Genomic DNA, 16966 nt, shown 5'->3' on the forward strand with positions numbered 1-16966 from the left:
GCGCTTGCGCCCTGATCCTGGCAATCAGCACCGCACGCCCGGTGGGCTCAGCCGCCCACGCGTCGGGTGACAGGACGCACGGCTGAGGCGGGTGAATGAGGTGAGCGCAGGCGCGCCGCTAACTGCCCAATCGTTCGGCCACGGCCTGCTGCAATTGCACGATGGCCCGGCGAACCTCAACGGCATTTTGGATCATCTGCTCCTCGCTCAACTCCTCGTGCTCGTGCTCGTGCTGGGCATAGGTCTGGGCTGCGTCAATCAACACCTGCGCCCCGACCATACGGGCCGCGCCCTTGATCCGGTGGATCAGGCGAACCAGCTCATACCATTGGCGGGCTGACACAAGCTCGTCAAATTGTTGCAGGTCAAGGCAATTGGTGGTGTACAGACTGTCCAGCAGCAATTGCTCCAGGTGCGGGTCACTGCCAGTCAGCGAGTTGAAGATCTCCAGGTCAAAGACCGCCGAGGCGGTGGCAGCAGGGGAGGCGCTGGGGGCGACTCGATGATTGCCCGCGGTGGCTTCGCTCAGGCAGGTTCTGAGCATGTCCAGGCTGACCGGTTTGAACAGGCAGCCATTCATGCCCGCCGCCAGGCACCGTTGTCGCTCCGACGCCTGGGCGTTGGCTGTAAACCCGATCACCAGGCTGGCTGTGCGCTGTTCTTCTCGTTCACGCGCGCGAATCAGGCGGGTGAGTTCATAGCCGTCCATCACCGGCATGCTGCAGTCCGTGATCACGACATCAAACACCTGCTCCCTGATCAAGTCGAAGGCCTGCTGGCCGTCCTCGGTTTCTTGGACGGTGTGGCCGAGAAAAACCAGCTGCCGCCAGAGCAGCAGGCGATTGGAGGGATGATCGTCCACCAGCAGAACGCGCAGCGGGGAGGCCGGTTGGGCAGGCGGGCTGGGGGGCGATTGCGCAGCGGCCGCTTCCAGCGCCGGCGCGTTCAGCGTCAACGTAACGCGTGTGCCTTGCTGCGGGGTGCTTGTCAGTTGCAGGTGGCCTTTCATCAACTCGACCAGTTGTTGGCAGATGACCAGCCCCAGCCCCGTTCCACCTCGCCCGCTGGCCGGCCCGCTGAGCTGGGTAAACGGTTGAAAGAGCAATTGCAGTTGCTCCGGCGAGATGCCGATACCGGTGTCTTCCAGGACAAACTCCATGCACAGATCCGCACCGACTTGCTGAGCATGCAAGGAGAGGTGGATGCCGCCCTGGTCGGTGAACTTGATCGCATTGCTCAACAGATTGAACAGCACCTGCTTCAGACGCACTCCATCCATCATGGCATCCTTTTCGCTGTCGAGCTGTACCTGCACGATCAGGTACAGCCCCTTTTGACGGGCAACCTCGTGGAATATCTGCCGTACCGTTTCCACAATGTCGCGGGGGTTGTGGCGTTGGGACTCCAGGGTCAGTTTGCCCGACTCGATTTTGGACAGGTCAAGAATTTCACCGATCAACACCATCAGGGCGCTGGAGGAGGCGTGCGCCACTTCGATCGCCGAGCGGTCCCAGCCTTCGCCCTTGTCGACGCGCGCCAGGGTCAGCTCCAGCAAGCCGATGATGACGTTCAGGGGCGTACGAATCTCATGGCTCATGACGGTCAGGAAACGGGTCTTCGCCTCGCTGGCTTGCACTGCCTGATCACGTACCGCATACAGCTGCTGCAACAATCGCTCGGTGTCGGACATGTCAATCCAGCCCATCAGCAGGCCCACACAGCGGCCATTGGTTTCCCGGTGCGGTACCGACCATTGGCGATAGCTGCGCACCACGCCATGGAGGGAGAAATTAACCAGGCGCACGTCGGGCTCGTTGGCCCACAACAGCGCCTGATAGGCGCGTTTCTGATCGCTCGTCTGCACCCCCCGCAGCCCCTTCACCTCCTCCCAGGTGCGGCCAATGACATCGGCGGGGGACAAGCCAAACACGGTGTAGAACGCGTCATTGCACAGCAAGAACACGCCGTTGAGGTCGCGCATGACCACCGGCTGAGGAAGGCCGCCCAACAGTGCACTGCGAAACGCCTGACGGCCTTGTTCGGTATGGGCCTGAATACGTCGATAAAGGGTGTAGAAGATTCCCATCAGCAGCATGCCCATGAGCGTCCCGATGCTCAGAACCACCCAGCGCAGTCGCCCTTCATGACGCCCCCAGACGTGCCCTTGAGACCGACCGTCCTGCCATCGCTCCAGAAGATTGCCCGCCATGCGCGGCTCCATTCGAGAGAGTGTGGTATTGATGACCTGCAAAAGCAGTGCTTGTTCCTTGGTCACGGAAAAGGCCAAGTTGGCTTGCAGGGCCGGCAACGAGGTCAGAATCGTCAATTGTTTGGAAAAGTCCTGATCCACCAGGTAGCGGGCAATCGGCAGCAAGATCACGGCCGCCTGCGCGTAACCACTGGTAACGGCTCGTAGGCTGTCCAGGGGGTTGTTGGTTTCAACCACCTCGATGTCAGGCTCGCTGTCGCGCAACAAGGCGATGGCCGGTGAGCCGTAGGTCAGGGCCACTCGCTTGTTGCGCAAGTCTTTGAGATCTTTGAAGGTCGCACCTTGCCGCCCGACCAGCGCGAAGGTACTGACGCCAAAAGGCTCGGTAAAGTTGAGGATTGCCGGGTGTTCAGGCGTCATCAGCATAAACGGCGACAGTTGCGCCTCACCGCTCTGGAGGGCCAGGACTACCTCCTTGGTCGACGCACGCTCGAGCACGTTAAACCGCAAACCGCTGCGCAGGCTGATTTCACTCAACAGATCCGCCACCAGCCCGCTGTAGTGTCCTTCGTCGTCAAAAAAGCTGTAGGGCGGCATGGCCCCGTTGGCCACCACCTGTATCTGCGGCTGGGTGGCGAGCCAGGCCTGTTGTTCGGCGTTATAGGGCGATTCCTGAGCAGCATGCACATACACCCCGCCTGCCCAATACGCGCGGATATTGGCTTGAGCGACCGGCGTGATGTCGGCGAGCACCCGATTGAACAAGGCCTGCAGCAGCGAGTCGGACTTGCGCAATACAAAGCTGTAACCCGGGTAGGGCAGGTTCAATGAACGCATGCGCAAGTTGGACAACTCCCCCAGTCCCAGTTGGTAGACGGCGGTCAGGGCATCGCACACCGCCCAGTCGGCGTGCTTGTACGCCACAGCGTGCAGTGCCTGGTGCACCGTGGGATAGACCTGAACCTGAGCGTCGGGGAATAGGGCCTGCAATTCGGCCGCCGAGGCATAACCTTGCACCGTGGCTAGGCGTGAGCTTAAAAACGAAGGCTCGGACTGGCTGTCGCGTCCAACCAGCACCGGTTGATTGACGGTATAAGGGAGGGAGAGCAGAAGACCTGGAAGCTGCGCTTCATAAGAGGACCCCAGGCCCAGGACGTCCACTTCGCCCGCGCGCAGGCCCTGCAGGGCCTGCGGCCAGCTGGGGTAGACCGTCACCTCGACCCTCAGGCCCAGGCTGTTGGCAATAATCGACAGGTAGTCCGCCATCAACCCTTTAAGTGTGTGGTTGCGCAGCAGGGACAGCGGGCCATAGTCCTGCTCGGCCACCCCCAGGCGCAGCACGGGACGTGCCTGCAACCAGCTCCATTCATAGGGCGCCAGCACCGGCTTGACCTGCGGCAGGCCGGCCTGGGGGGCCAGTTGCAACGGCCCCTGGGCGTGAGCGTGCTGACTGTACACAGGGCACAGCAGCAGCACCAGCAAGGTGCGCCACGCCAGGGCCCGGTAGTCCCTCAGGCCGCGTCTTCCTTGTTGAGCGATAGGTTGATGGCTTGACATGACAACTCCTTTGTCCATGAATAAAGGGCCGCCGGCCTCTGGCTCAGCTTAACGTCAAACTCTTGCCAAAACGAATCAACTCTTTATTCGTGGACATGCCCAGTTTGGTGTTAAGTCGTTGATTGAGCTGCGCCGCGTGCGCCGAACTGATCATCAGTGCCGAGGCAATGCTGTCGAGGTCTCCCCCCCGTACCAAACAGCGTAGTGCGACAATCTCGCCGTCGGATAAATCTTCTGAAGGGGCGAGCATCGGATGACTGGGAAACAGCATCTGCCCCTGCAGCACTTGCCGGACCGCGTTGAGGATCAAGGAGAACCCGGCGCCTTTGCTGATGAACCCCCTGGCCCCCAGACGCAGGCAGCGATAGCTGTAGACGCGGGCGTTGAGCATGCTGTAGACGACCACCGGCAGGTGTGGATGGGTCTTTTGCAGTTGGCGCAGGGTCGAGAGGCCTTCCATTAACGGCATATCCAGATCCAGAAGGATCAGAGAGGGCGCGCAGCTCTGGGCCAGGCGCAAGGTTTCAACGCCATTGCTGGCTTGTCCCACCACCGTGAACTCATGACTGACCAGTCCTAGGGTCAGCATGGCCCGTATCGCCGGATGGTCATCGCCAATAAGAATTCGGTGTTTGGCTTCGGGATCACCCTCCCATGTTTGATGTTCGCTTCTTTTCATAGCAATGACCTTCATCTACACGTGGAGGGTCTCTCGGCTGACCCTGTCCTGTTTGACCCGTCAGTACCTTGGCAAAAGGACGGCGCCTGACGCGGTGGTCGACGTGGTTGTGGGAGAGGACTGGCGGTTATCCCGCCAGGCGCGAGGACTCGAGGGGCTGGGGAGGGAGGATCCGGGTCGCACGCTCAAGAGGGGGAAGGTGACCACCGTTGAACGGGGCGATGTGGCCGGACCCGCTTCACAACGGGTTGATCGCCGCTCCCCAAAAGCGATAAACAAAGACCCAATATAGGGTTAATCATTGAGGTGAACACCCCCATGTTCGCGTCAACCTTGGCCGGCCACTGCCCTGCTACATTATCCCCCCATCCCTCCATCCCATTGATCGCTATGATGGGGGCTAACTGGACACGGACTGCGTTTTGTCAATTACTCTCGCAGCCGATAAACCGCGCAGTCATTATTGTCCAGGTGCGCAATGGGTTATACCCAGCAAATGCCCAACACACCGTAGGGAAATCCCTAACTTGTTCGAGGCAACGTCCTCCCCCGGCACCGATCCTGCCAGGTATCGTCAATTCGCGCGAATCGCCCAGAGAGGTTGCCCGTGACCGTTCTGGTCGGGGGGAAGGGCTCGAGCGGCGCGGGTTCCTCACTCGACCCAATGGCTACCACCTCGCCAGGTTTTACTCAAAGAGCATCGAGCGCGCGCGCAGGCGTGGTGTCCACTGGCATGGTTCACGCCCGCCGGTTTCGTCTGACTGCAACTGGTAAGCAACAACACAGCGCTTATCACCCGGTATGACCGGTTTTTTCCCTGCGCGAGTGTGATGTTTACATGAAGCCGCGTTAGTGCATTCAGGGGACGACAAAGTTAGTCCGAATTTGGACTCATAATTGCTTCACTGTACCGCGCTAGCTACTGTAACCGTACCTGATTAATCGGCATGGCACACACGTCTGCGTTCATGAATAGAACAGTTGAGCTGATACGGATCATCCCCTTGCGCACCCGGATTAACAGGCGTTCGGATGCATGCCGACAATTGCGCCTTTCAACAAATTCAGCCGGATGAAAATATCAAGTTCTGACAGTACCTGAATGAGTGGCCGTTAAATATTGAAACTTAAACTCAAATTATTCACGCCGAAAAGGCAGTGGAGGAAACATCATGGCTAAAATCAGCGAAAAAGAAGCCGGCGGGCGAAATGTATTGGCCTTTCTGGATATGCTGGCCTGGTCTGAAGGTACGCATAATGGCAAACAACCGACCCGAGACGTCGGCTATGATGTGATGGTCGGGGGGCAGCTGTTTGCAGACTACAATGACCACCCGCGTCAATTGGTGTCGCTATCCAGATTGGGTATTAAGTCCACAGCCGCCGGTCGTTACCAGCTGCTTTCAAAGTACTGGGACGCCTATTGTGCCTCGCTCAAACTCAAAGAAGGTTTTACGCCGGAGAACCAGGATCGGGTGGCCATTCAGCAAATCCGTGAGCAAGGCGCGCTGAACGATATTAAGGCTGGCCGAGTGGCCGGCGCGATTGCCAGGTGCAACAACATCTGGGCCAGTTTGCCGGGGGCGGGCTATGGTCAATATGAGCACGATATAGAGGACTTGATTGCTTACTACGTGAGTGCCGGTGGTGTCTTGAGTGATGCGTAGGCCGGCTGTCGGGGATAGGGATTGACGTCTTGTCGAAGGGCGCGCTCATCATTCAACCGCGGCTTGACTATGTTTGCGGGGTGTGTGTGGGGGGGCGTTCACCTGTTCACCTGTTCACGTGGTGGCGGCAGGCCGCCGTGCACGAACCAACGGATCACCACAGGTGCGCATGCCGTGAAATGCTAAACGGCGGCAGAGGAGGTCTGCGTTGTGCGTCGCAAACCGTTGCTTGTTGGAAAAAGTCATCCGCTACGCCACCGCAGCGACGTTGATGCGAGGATTATTCACGCCTCCGTTCAACGAGGACGCCAGCGTGTTACCCACGATGAACCTGATCAACTTGACTTAGAGGTGCCGGTGTCACTGTAACCGAGATGAGTGTTCGCGTCTGAAATCGTACTTGTTATGCCGCGAGGCTTGACGCAGTTTTTTTCTAACGTTGTTTCAACGTTGGTCGGTTTTATGAATGTCGGCAGTTTATGAACTGCGACTTCGTTTTTGCCTGAGTGAAGCCCGGCCCAGGTCGGTTGTTCGTGTTTGTCACAGTGGCCATGCAACATATAAAAGAGTGTGAGCCATAAAACTTTCGTTATTCAGGGGGCTGGTTTTAACGCGACCCGTGTGCGGGGCGCGGTGATCGGAACTTGACATGTATCCAATTATGATCAGGAGATTGCATGAGCAGTTTCACGGAGTTTAGTGCGCCGTTAAATACACAATTTGATGCCCTGGCCAGTAAAATACTCGGCAAGGATTATTGGCGAGTGACCCAAGGATTTCGCTATTATCTTCGTCATGAGGACGGTGAGGAATGGGTGTATGTGCCTGCCGGCTACCTCACCGATGGCGCCAGCGTGCCGCGCCTGTTCTGGTCGTTGCTGCCACCCTGGGGAGCTTATGGCCAGGCCGCAGTGGTTCACGACATCGTGTGTGAATACCTAAGCATCACGGTAAACGGCATGCCGCGTACGATTACGCGCAAGGCGTGTGACGACATCTTGTTCGAGGCCATGGCGGTGCTCGGCGTACCGGCCTACAAGCGGCGAATCATTGAATTGGGCGTCAATGCCTATCGACGCTTGTCGGGGGTGCAACGACCCAGCAGTACGCCCAAGAAGCGAGCACTGGAAGCCAATTGGAGCGGTTGAAAGGCCGCGTGGCAGTGCTTCTACGCGATCCAGAGAGGGCCACCTGATCGGGTAGCCCCATCCGCAATGCGCTCAAGTCTGGCGGTGGCTGCATGCGCAGACCCGCCGCCTGAATCAACGTCTGCGCCGGGTTACACGACGCTCACCCAGCCAATCTGGCTGACACTGCTGGACTCCTCCCACCTCACTCTCTTGATGACATGCTGTATGGGGCCTGTTTTCCCCAGCCCTAGGCTTACCTGCAAATGATTCAGCAATTGCTCCAGATTCGCGCCGCAGGGTGTTGCCGTAATAGGGGCGGCACCGGGCGAAAGGACGTCATAGTGCTTGTCGATCTGGTCACCGATGCTTGAATTGGTCTGAGCGAAGCCGACATACAAGTTGTCGGTCGAGCTATCAAAAGCGTTCAGCATCAGATTGACGTCCAGGACTACTTGGGGCTTGCCCTTCAGAGACGCGAGATTTTTTTAGTGAAGCCACTTCCTGTGCAGCGGTAACTGCAAACCCTGGCCCGTGTAGCCTTGCAGCAGTGATTCCAGATGAGACCCGGCCCGAGGCGCGCGGCGCGGGATTGGTTTGAACCAGTTTCAGAAAGCTTTTCTCCATCGACGAATACGGGATTTTGTGGCAGGCGGCGCAGTTGTAGGTCGACAAAAACTTTTTGCTTTTCATGGCTTGGGCAATCTTGCGCGCGTTGCCTTGGCTTTTAGGATCGTGTGTCGTAAGAAGCAACTGTTCCGCATCATTGAGGGGCGTGGTGCTGATGATGTCCGTGATCAGATCCGTCAAAACTCTCACGTTCAAGTGTGAGCCAGGACGTACCCCCATCAGAGGCAAAGGTATTGGTGCCAGGGTCGTACCGGATACCCATGAGTCCGGGCTTATCCACATAATTGACGGGATTATTTCGCACCATCCGAAACAGGTTCAGTCCGTCTACCATGTCGGCCGGATCGGGGTTGATCCAGCGCCCCGGCCCCGGAACGTAATAACGCAAACCGTAGTAATACAGCCCGGTGGCATCGCGCTCCTTGCCTGAATAACGCAAAAACTTGTACTTCGTTTCGCTGCTGTTCTTGCCCGACCACACCGCCGTGCCGCCGAACGGGTAGTACTCTTCCTGGGTCAACACATGGGCGTTTTCATCCAGCTCCAGCACACTCGAGCCAATCTGGTTGTCCAGACTGGCGCGCACCTGGTCATTGGGGAGGTCGCTCGGCTGGCCGGTGACCCAGTGCAGCAGTCGTACCTGCTGACGGCCGCTATTGTGAGGTGCAGCATCTGCAGCTCCTCTTCGGTGGAGGCTGCGCGTACTGAATCCATGCTGTTGGATATCACCGTTGAGATGATCGCTCAGTAATGTACGCTGGGTCGCCAGTTACCTTAAATCATCGATGATGCGCGCGCGGTCGTGTTGCAGGTGATAGGTGGCCATGCACTCAATGAAGGTCTGAAGGTTCATGCCGCCTGACTCCATTGGTCGAGCAAGCCATCCAGACGGCGGTTGTCCAACTGACGCAGCAGCGGCACGTAGTGGGCGGCGGCCTGCGGGCTGAGGTGCTCAATGACCTGAAAGACCTTCCACGCAACGGCGGGGTGATGATGATAGATCAGCTCTTCAGCGATCTTGCCAAGGCCGGGATCCTGGGTCGCCTCCAGCAGCTGGAGGCTGACGAGAAACCGTGCCGCACTCTCGTTGTGGGGAAACCAGGCGATTTTTCGCAACGACTCACGATCAAAGACTCTGACGTCGACTGTGCGGTCTGGCCAATTGAGGCTGCCAATCACGGCTGAGGGGTTCTGGGGGCAGGGAGGACAGTCGAAAAGCGTATGCCTTCCTTCAATCAGCAGCGGCTGGCCTTCGCGCACCACCGCACGGTCTTTGAATACGAGGTGATCGTCGAAGACGCTGTACAGGTCGACCGTGAACGACTGGGCGTTAGTCGCGAACAAGAGCGGTTTTTCCATGGACGGGCAGGGCGTCGAACAGGTCTCTGACGTGCCGTGTCATGTCCATGGTTTTAACGGCGTCCACTATTTTTCAGGATTGACGTCGTCCGAAAGGAGCTTTTCTAACTGGTCCAATACTACGTCCTTGTTTTCGTTGAAGATTAAAGTGTTAGGCCACGCGTATGACGGGTCAACGGTGGAGTGTTGCGAAATATTTGGTGTGGGGCCTTTAATCGCTGTTTAACAACAGCCGCCCCTCAAACGCGGTATTCAACCCGCTGTAGCGCGTCGATACCCTGTCGGGAAGGAGAGCATTCGAACTGGGGGGGACTTGGGCGTGCGGTGCAGGATTTCCCTACAGCCAGGGCCGCGCCGGTATGTTTGTATGATCGGCAATCCCACTCTGTCATCTTTTAAGCTATTGACTTGCGTGATTTTATTATGCAGCCCTATTTGTCGTTGCAAGCCGTACGAGGTCTGGCCGCGTTTATTATCGTCGCCGGCCATGTCTCGTCGCTCAGTGCCCAGTACATGAACGCGTCGCCCGGGGCTATGGAAATGGCCCACCTGGGTGAAGTGGGGTGGGATCTGTTATTTGTCTTAAGCGGATTCTCCCTGGTGCTGTCCGAGCATTGTCAGTTCGGTGCCAAGGGCCAGGCCTGGACATTTTTGAAGCGGCGTTTTTTGCGCGTTTATCCCCTTTACTGGGCCTATTTTGTGGCGGTCTTTGTACTGCTGCGCCTTGAGCCGGGCCCGACCCATCGGGCGCCCAGTGATGGGGTCGATTTGATCGCCTCGCTCTTGCTGTTGCCTTACGCCCCGGTCCCCATGTTCAACCAGGCGTGGACGCTGACGCAGCTGCTGTGGTGCTACCTGGTGTTGGCCGCCTTCTTGCGCTTGAACCTCAAAGCGTTGGTGGTGGCGTTGTCCTGCTGGGCCGCTTTGGTGCTTTACGCAATCGCCTGGCTCCCTGCGCCGCACAACCCTTACGGACACGTCATGGTTCACGCGTCATCACTCGAGTTCATTTTTGGCGCCCTGACCGGGGTCGTTTTCCTCAGGCTCGGCAAGCGTTCGCCAGGGACGGTGATGGCCGAGCCGTTGATGCTGGTGCTGGGCCTGGGCAGTATTGGCTATACGCTGACTCATGAGGTCGTGGGGTACACCAGTGTGGCGGGCTTGATGTCCTGGCCGCGTGCGATGGGTATCGGCGCAGGCACCGCACTGCTCCTGGCGTTTTTGGCATTGCAGGAGACGAGGCGAAAAGTCAACGTGCCTGTCGCGCTCAAAGGCATCGGTGACCTGTCCTATTCGCTGCTGCTGTCCTACGCCCTCACGCTCGGGTGGTGTAGCCAGATCTGGCAGGGATGGCTCAGCGGGCAGGCGAGTGTCTGGCAGGTGGGCCTTGTAGGGGGGCTGTCCTTTGTCCTGGCCCTGATCGTGGCCTTCTTTTGTCACTGGTTCGTGGAAAAGCCGTTTGCGCACTACTGCAGCCGATTCCTAGGCTCATCCGCCTCACCGCCCGGGCGCTGAACGGCTGACGGTTCCCGCATGACCCGTTTAGCCGCTGCTCAAAGAGCACGGCGTGGGTGGGCGCTTTCTGAGCCCGTCGATAGCGTTCTGCTGAGTTGTTGGCGAGTGTGGGGTTTTTTCCTGCCCTGCAGGATTTTCCTACACCCTTTGAGGGAATGGATGACCTCTTCGTTCGGGCAGGATGGCGATAATCACCCCAGCGTCATCGTGTGAGATCAGGGCCTGCAGGTGTGCGCCGCAAGCTTGGAGGCGCGCCTGCCCATGGTGGTCGCGCTGCCTGTATTGAGGACACGCGATCAGTCAGGCGCCACGAGCGGCCCCACACTGGCCAGCATCGGCCTGATGTCACATCGGTATCGACGGCAAAACAACCCTGCGTTTTGCCCGTTGATACCCGATCAACATCTGTACTTATTGACACGTGCTCGAAGTTTCAGCCCTGCGCAGCCAGCTGGGCATCTGTAGCGTATCCGTGTCCCTGCACATCCATCGGTGGCGATCTGTGTGAGACGTTTCTCCCGGATCAGCGCTCGTTTACACAGAGGCTATCGGGCACGATGAAGGATGAACTGGTTATTACACTGTCGAGCCTCGGCGGTTCACGCGATATTGTCGTCACCTGGAAAGCCAAGCTGGGGGTGGGGGTGGCAGGTGCGGCACTGCTGGGCACGATGGCGGTGATGGGCGTCACGGTCGTCTTGACCCGCGCCTCGCTTGCTCAGGCTCAGGCTCAACTGTCCGCCCTCCAGGAAGGCCACCTTCTTCAGAAACAGCGTGCCGATGAACTGCAACAAACGCTGCAGGAGAAGGTCTCCGCTGCAAAAGCCCCCACCCAGCCGCCCCCTGAGGAGAAACCGCTCAGCCCGCCGGTAACTGAGGAAAAAATTGAGCGTGCGCTGCCCAAAAACCAGAGCATTCGCTCGACTGAGCGCCCTGCGCGTGTAGCCGATATCCTGCTGGTGCCACGCAATTCGGTGCTGCCCAAACTGAGCGAGCGCACGCTGTTGCTGGGCATGATCCCCAATGGCACTCCGTTCAAAAAAGCCGCGAAGATCAGCTCTTATTTTGGCTTGCGTACACACCCGATTTTGCGTCGTATACGCAGCCACAAGGGCATTGATTTTGTCGCCAGCATCGGGACCCCCGTTTACGCCACGGCGGGTGGCGTGGTCAGCCGGGTCAATACCACCAGCAGAGGAGGGTATGGCCGGCAAGTGCTGGTTCAGCATGGTCTGGGGTTTTCCAGCCGCTACGCGCACCTGAGCCAAGTGTCGATCAAGTCCGGAGAGCATGTCGCCCAGGGCACCTTGCTGGGACTGACCGGAAACTCCGGGCGCAGTACCGGCCCTCACCTGCATTATGAAGTGTTGTATCGGGGCAAAACGCTCGACCCGATCAATTTCGCACGCTGGTCCAATCAGAACTTTGAAAGCATTTTCACAAAAGAAAAGGAGATCCCATGGGCGTCTTTAATAAAACAAAGTCATCAATGGTCCCAAATGGCCAGCTTACCATTCTCGCCGAAGGCTGTACGGTAAAGGGCGATTTGTCCGTCGAGGGCAATATATTGGTCGCAGGTTTCATGGATGGGACGCTCATCAGTCAGAACAGTGTCTCGATTGGCGTCACAGGCGCTGTGCGGGGCACGGTCAAGGGGCGCCATTTGACCGTCTCCGGCCTGATGGAGGGTGAGGTGTGGGCCGAAGTCGTGGAGATCCTGGCAGGCGGGAAAGTCCAGGGCACCATTCAGACCGATCAGTTGATCATCGAACGCGGCGGCTTTTTTCTGGGGGCTTCTGCGGCGGTGACGGGGGCCGGCGTCAAGCCGATTCCGTTACCCCCTGACACGCGCCGACCTGTTCGGGCGCTGGAGTCAAAGGTGCAGGCCAGCCCCGAGTCCGCCAGTCCAAAGGGTACGCCGGTCGCTGAAATCGACAAGACCGTATCCCCCTCCAAGCCAAGCCCGGCTGACGGCTCGGGGGCTCCTGCACAATCGTGATGCCTGAGCATGTGATCGGACTCGCGTGCGGGCCATGAATAGGAGCTGGAACAGGCGGGTCGTTGCACGCTTCGATCTTTTATGACCGGCCCCGAGCCCTGTGCAAGCCATCGCATGGTGGTGCGTCATTGGACCGTGAGAAGCACACGCTGGCCGTAGGTTTCCCCAGGCAATGAGCAAACCGACGCGGCCCATGGGCACGTTCGCCAAGGCGTGGATTAGTCAGCAACGCGTACAGTCGGGTAATGTCGGAAAGCGCCTTGTTTGCCCACTTCAATTGCATCAGCGCGGCACCGGCAACGGAGTGTCGGTGCTGAGGCTATTAGCCTAGGCCTGGACAGCCTGGTGGTCAATAACGCGGCCAGCGTCAACATCGGCCAAGGCCTCACGGGTCAGGCTACTGCGCTCTTCTTTCTAGTCTATCCAGGCGGGCAGAGCTTGTTTGACGATCCGGTTTTTGGAGCGTTCCAGACGCTCGGCCATCAAATCGACCTTTTGGGCAAGTTGTTCAGGGACGTGAGCTGTGATAGATCGGGTTTTCGCGGTGGTTGCCATGATGAGAGTTACTCCTGACCGTTACTTCTTGAATTTGATGTCGCCGGATCCTGCAACGGAAATGGCTGGAATGGTTCATGGGTTGATACATGGTGATTTACTTCGCGCTGATCTTAATTATTTCTATTGTCAGTTTGGGCTATACCCTATCCTGATGTCAGGCAAGGTGCCGTCGGAGGCACCGACCGCCTTCATCAAGCCGCGCTGGAAACCGCTGGTAATCACGCCGCAAGGCCGGAGAACACCGCCTGTTCCAATACCTGCGCCGTTGGGCAGGGAACACAACAACCTGACCGGCGATTACGTCTGGCAGCAGAGCCGCAAACTGAAAGACGGGAAGTTCAGGCCGCTACGGCAGGTCGCAAAACCTTAGCGTTTCTTTCCGAACTCTGTGGGCTCCCCGTTAAGGCGTGGACTATGAACGCCGACTTCGTCAAGAGCATGTGATTAGGTTAAAACCTCTCGAAAAAGTGCAATGCTTGAGATTACTCAATAAGGAGGCTTGACGAAGTTGCACGCCAGTTCAAGAGTTAGTCTGTGGGGATGTTATGTGAATGTTCGGCAAACATACCGCAGTCTCTGACGGGCTATATCGTTTCAGCTATTGATCTTAACGTGTGAGCCGAGCCTTCCGCGCGAGAATCCGGTGGCGGAGTTGTTGCTTAAATTTTTGGATGCTGAGGTTGGGAAGTTTTTACTTGGGCAGGGGTTTGGGGCGTTATTGCAAGCGCTGAGCAACTTGAGTACGTGTTCTAAAAAGAAGAGAGGGGGCGGTGTGCCGCGCTGAGAATGGGTAGGTGTCCAATTTCAGACTGTAAAAGTAATTGATGCGCGCCCATCCGCTACTTACGCTTAGAAATTAGCGCGGCCTTGAATTACATCCATCCCAAAGAGGGTAATGACGTGACAAAAACCACTATGTCCGTAGGTTCTTCAACAGAAACGCTCAAGGACCGATTCGGTCCTCAAAAAGTGCCACTGGCCTCACATTTTTCCGACCTGATCGACGTCGCCGATGTGGGACGAAAGGCGGTCGGCCTGTCACCTGATCAACTTCCCGGCCAAGGGCAAGGCCTGCAGTTGGATGAACACCTCAAGCTGGCGGTCCTGCCCCAACCTGCCGGTGGACTCAATGTCAATGGCACGGGGGTCGGCATTACTGTCGAGGCGGACAAGGGACTCGTGCTGGGCGCCGCTGGCCTGGCCCTTCAAGCAGGGAGTGGTATTAGTGTCGGCGGCATGGGCGTGGACGTCAAGCTCAGACCCAATAAAGGACTGAGCATCACCGCCGAGGGCTTGGCCATCCGGGCAGGTAGCGGCATCAATCTCACCAAAGCCGGGGTGGGAATCACGACTGAGGCGGGCATGGGGCTGGTGGTGGGGGCCAATGGCTTGGCCGTTCAGCCGGGTGACGGCATTCAGTTGGGCGATATGGGGGTGGGGGTCAAAGTCGAAGCTAACAAGGGGCTGAGCGTCGGAGTCAATGGTCTGGCCATTCAGCCGGGCAATGGCATCAGCGTCGACACCGCCGGTATCGGGGTGACGGCCAACGCAACCAGGGCGATCGTCGTTGGCAGTGGGGGGGTAGGTGTCAACTACGATTCCACATTGCAAGTCACCAACAACCAATTGGGGGTGTCGACCAGTGCTTTTCAACGCAGGACGTTGTCAACCGATTTGATGACATCGACCACCGTTTGGAAGCAGATCATGAGAGTCGGGCCCCGTTTTACTACGGCGCAGGAGGATTCAAAGGAACAAGCCTATGCTCAGGTATATATCGTGGCAACTGGCGGACAGCGGTTCGTTTTAACGCTTTGTGCCGAGCCCAATACTTCCCGGTCTAATCCGTTTTCACTTTCGTTATCCAATGTCTATAGAGGTGGGACTTACAGTATCGGCTCCATCCGGGTTGGAACCGATGAGAAGGGAGGCGTCTGCGTCGACGTTGAAGTAACGCTGACGGGGAAACGTGTAGATCTGTTCATGTATTACTCAGTGTTTGATACGCAATGGGTTCAACTACTGCCTTTTTCCGATTTGACGTATGAGGGCGAGCGCGCTAGGCGCGATAAAGGTGGCGTTATAGCAACGAACTCCAATGGTTCAATCCAAGGAATAATCAAGGGTTGGTAATCATCGGTACACAGAATGCAGTTGGCTACGATATTCTGACGTTTACGTACAGGAGGGCGGAGCGACACTCGGCTGCGTATGTAATCTATAAGCACGCCCTGGGCGTCGCTCCCGTTTTTGAGGAGTGTCACAGACGCAGGTTAGAAAGGTTGCACCTTGTCATGGCCTAATGCCACCTTGAAATTGGCCTGCAGCTATCCGCGCGGAGGCTGCAGGTCTCAACCGTCAGGCAAGGGCACTCAAGTCCTGATTCCCCATTCCAATGTGTTACAGCGCAGGCGAGAGGCGGAGCTGCCTTCTCGTCTGCGTTATGCTGTGTGACATCCTGCGAAATCCGACATTGCTCGAACGACCAGACAGGCAGGAGGAGGCTTGCCTCACAAAAAATGACCAATTTCATCCGCGCCATTTCGCTTGAATGGTCGGGCGCCAAAACGCGTGCGCGTGTGCTGGACGATTGAGTTTGTGACGGATGGAAAGTGTGTTTGGGGCTCGAACGCTGATACGTGACACTGGGCTGAAGGCATACCGATACGACGGCGTTTCACCCCTCCGGCGCCCCTCAAGCGGCCTGAGTCCTATGCCTTACAGGACTCAAGCACAGCGTGGAAAACGGCATCCACTATTTCGGACCGCTTATCCTGAGCGGTCCCCCTTGCCCTTAACTACCGAGCATGCGAACAGGATACCGCCCGTAGCAGCCTGTCATCGCACCCCATACAGGAACGCTTTCATGAAAAAGGCTCCCGCATTGTTGACCGTGTACGTGGTGGCGGCTGACACGCCCGTTTGCGGGTAGAACACCGTGGCGCCTTTGAGCGAGGTGCCAGGGTGGGTATAGCCGCTGAACCCGGTCACCGAGCGCCCCAGCGAATTGGCCAGGCGCTGCGCCTGGGAGCCATATTTGCCACCGACCGAACTGAAGCAACTGGCCAGGGTCGCCGGCCCGTTGCCTTGCAGGACCGGCCGCAGCCGGGTTGCCAGTTGCCCATCACAGCCAGGGAGCGTAGGGCATGATCGGTATCGTTCCCTGCGGCGGCCACTTTGTGGCGTTACCGATGCCCGTTGGCAACCCTAATCGATGGGATCGACTGGAGAAATAAAAATGTTCTGATCCGCCACCGCAGCCAGATCGACGGTCGTCAGATCCATTTGACGTTCACCGAGCACGGCCAGCGACTGGTTGGACGGCTGCCCTACAACGGCGCGGATGCGATGAACGAACTGGCCACAGCCCTTACCCCGTACGAGCTAAAAGCCCTGGAATATCTGCTCAAGAAGATCTTGTCGGTGGCGCGGGATCCGATCACGCTTCAGCGTATAGGACCCACCATGAGCGCTGACGAACCTTGCGCAGCCAACCTGGCGGGACAGTATCCTCGCCCGACGCCAAGGCCGCCTTGGCCCATGCTCACACCTGTGCACCGCCTCTCCACGAGCCCGCCATCCACGACCGGTACCTGGTCAGAGCGGCGGTCGACGTTAAGGTGAGCAGTCGCCTCGGCAGCCGTCGCACACGTGTTTTGTGCATTC

The 16966-nt window shown here is 57.9% G+C and carries 12 protein-coding genes and 3 pseudogenes; 8 read left to right on the forward strand and 7 right to left on the reverse strand.

Annotation, left to right across the window (positions count from 1 at the left end):
* Window positions 1-118: 118 nt before the first annotated feature.
* Together FGA82_RS21990 and FGA82_RS21995 are read right to left on the reverse strand one after the other, a co-directional pair.
* The gene (locus FGA82_RS21990) at window positions 119-3766 is read right to left on the reverse strand and encodes an ATP-binding protein (RefSeq protein ID WP_171057337.1); all 3648 of its coding nucleotides are present in this window, start codon (window positions 3764-3766) and stop codon (window positions 119-121) included.
* Between the two features lie 43 nt (window positions 3767-3809).
* Window positions 3810-4445, reverse strand: coding sequence for a response regulator (locus tag FGA82_RS21995; protein WP_171057338.1), 636 nt, complete (start codon window positions 4443-4445; stop codon window positions 3810-3812).
* Window positions 4446-5617: 1172 nt separating this feature from the next.
* On the opposite strand from FGA82_RS21995, the gene FGA82_RS22000 reads away from it, so the two are divergent.
* Window positions 5618-6112 (forward strand): glycoside hydrolase family 24 protein, encoded by a 495-nt coding sequence (locus FGA82_RS22000; protein WP_141128736.1) that lies wholly within the window; start codon window positions 5618-5620, stop codon window positions 6110-6112.
* Between the two features lie 677 nt (window positions 6113-6789).
* Window positions 6790-7260, forward strand: a complete 471-nt coding sequence (locus tag FGA82_RS22005) for a DUF1353 domain-containing protein (RefSeq protein WP_212760551.1) — start codon at window positions 6790-6792, stop codon at window positions 7258-7260.
* 131 nt (window positions 7261-7391) lie between these two features.
* Here the strand turns inward: FGA82_RS22005 and FGA82_RS22010 are convergent, their stop codons facing one another.
* The 4 genes and pseudogenes from FGA82_RS22010 to FGA82_RS22025 form a co-directional block, all read right to left on the reverse strand.
* Window positions 7392-7673 (reverse strand): hypothetical protein, encoded by a 282-nt coding sequence (locus FGA82_RS22010; protein ID WP_141128737.1) that lies wholly within the window; start codon window positions 7671-7673, stop codon window positions 7392-7394.
* Complete coding sequence (locus FGA82_RS22015) at window positions 7657-8049, reverse strand: hypothetical protein (protein ID WP_141128738.1); 393 nt, start codon at window positions 8047-8049, stop codon at window positions 7657-7659. Before FGA82_RS22015 ends, FGA82_RS22010 begins: the two co-directional genes overlap by 17 nt.
* A gap of 85 nt (window positions 8050-8134) precedes the next feature.
* Window positions 8135-8524 (reverse strand): annotated as a pseudogene (locus tag FGA82_RS32525) (RHS repeat-associated core domain-containing protein); the annotation flags it as partial.
* A gap of 194 nt (window positions 8525-8718) precedes the next feature.
* Window positions 8719-9213 carry a hypothetical protein gene (locus FGA82_RS22025; protein WP_141128740.1) on the reverse strand — a complete coding sequence of 165 codons (495 nt, stop codon included), beginning with the start codon at window positions 9211-9213 and terminating at the stop codon, window positions 8719-8721.
* Window positions 9214-9636: 423 nt separating this feature from the next.
* On the opposite strand from FGA82_RS22025, the gene FGA82_RS22030 reads away from it, so the two are divergent.
* The 3 genes from FGA82_RS22030 (at window position 9637) to FGA82_RS22040 (ending at window position 12742) form a co-directional block, all read left to right on the forward strand.
* On the forward strand, window positions 9637-10743 hold the full coding sequence (locus tag FGA82_RS22030; RefSeq protein WP_141128741.1) for an acyltransferase family protein: 1107 nt from the start codon (window positions 9637-9639) through the stop codon (window positions 10741-10743).
* A gap of 557 nt (window positions 10744-11300) precedes the next feature.
* Complete coding sequence (locus FGA82_RS22035) at window positions 11301-12281, forward strand: M23 family metallopeptidase (RefSeq protein WP_141128742.1); 981 nt, start codon at window positions 11301-11303, stop codon at window positions 12279-12281.
* The gene (locus FGA82_RS22040) at window positions 12203-12742 is read left to right on the forward strand and encodes a bactofilin family protein (protein WP_141128743.1); all 540 of its coding nucleotides are present in this window, start codon (window positions 12203-12205) and stop codon (window positions 12740-12742) included. Before FGA82_RS22035 ends, FGA82_RS22040 begins: the two co-directional genes overlap by 79 nt.
* 327 nt (window positions 12743-13069) lie before the next feature.
* Here FGA82_RS22040 and FGA82_RS22045 read toward each other — a convergent pair.
* Window positions 13070-13297, reverse strand: a pseudogene (locus tag FGA82_RS22045) (CopG family ribbon-helix-helix protein).
* Between FGA82_RS22045 and FGA82_RS32770 the strand changes: the two are divergent.
* The 3 genes and pseudogenes from FGA82_RS32770 to FGA82_RS32955 form a co-directional block, all read left to right on the forward strand.
* On the forward strand, window positions 13296-13670 hold the full coding sequence (locus FGA82_RS32770) for a hypothetical protein (protein WP_141128744.1): 375 nt from the start codon (window positions 13296-13298) through the stop codon (window positions 13668-13670). The pseudogene FGA82_RS22045 and the gene FGA82_RS32770 overlap by 2 nt on opposite strands.
* A 530-nt stretch (window positions 13671-14200) precedes the next feature.
* On the forward strand, window positions 14201-15433 hold the full coding sequence (locus tag FGA82_RS22055; protein ID WP_141128745.1) for a hypothetical protein: 1233 nt from the start codon (window positions 14201-14203) through the stop codon (window positions 15431-15433).
* A 1101-nt stretch (window positions 15434-16534) separates the two neighbouring features.
* Window positions 16535-16759 (forward strand): annotated as a pseudogene (locus tag FGA82_RS32955) (MarR family transcriptional regulator); the annotation flags it as partial.
* Window positions 16760-16966: the final 207 nt, after the last annotated feature.

Source organism: Pseudomonas fluorescens, assembly GCF_005938625.1.
Taxonomy (GTDB): Bacteria; Pseudomonadota; Gammaproteobacteria; order Pseudomonadales; family Pseudomonadaceae; genus Aquipseudomonas; species Aquipseudomonas fluorescens_BD.